Genomic DNA, 255 nt, shown 5'->3' on the forward strand with positions numbered 1-255 from the left:
TGATGTTGGCCGCCGTCGAACAGCGCTTCGGCACCACGCAGGCTACACAGCCCATCGAGTGGCTCTCGGACAACGGTTCGGCCTACATCGACCATCGCACACGCAGCTTCGCTCGTGAACTGGGACTAGAGCCGCTGACCACGCCGGTCCGTTCGCCGCAGAGTAATGGCATGGCCGAATCGTTCGTGAAGACGATGAAACATAATTACGTCGCCTTTATGGACAAGCCCGATGCACCAACGGCGCTCTCGCGTC

1 pseudogene is annotated in these 255 nt (G+C 60.0%); it reads left to right on the forward strand.

The features are described 5' to 3' along the window. A pseudogene (locus AB4Y43_RS40660) lies at nt 1–255 on the forward strand (IS3 family transposase); the annotation flags it as partial.

This window comes from Paraburkholderia sp. BR10872 (assembly GCF_040965835.1).
Taxonomy (GTDB): Bacteria; Pseudomonadota; Gammaproteobacteria; order Burkholderiales; family Burkholderiaceae; genus Paraburkholderia; species Paraburkholderia nodosa_A.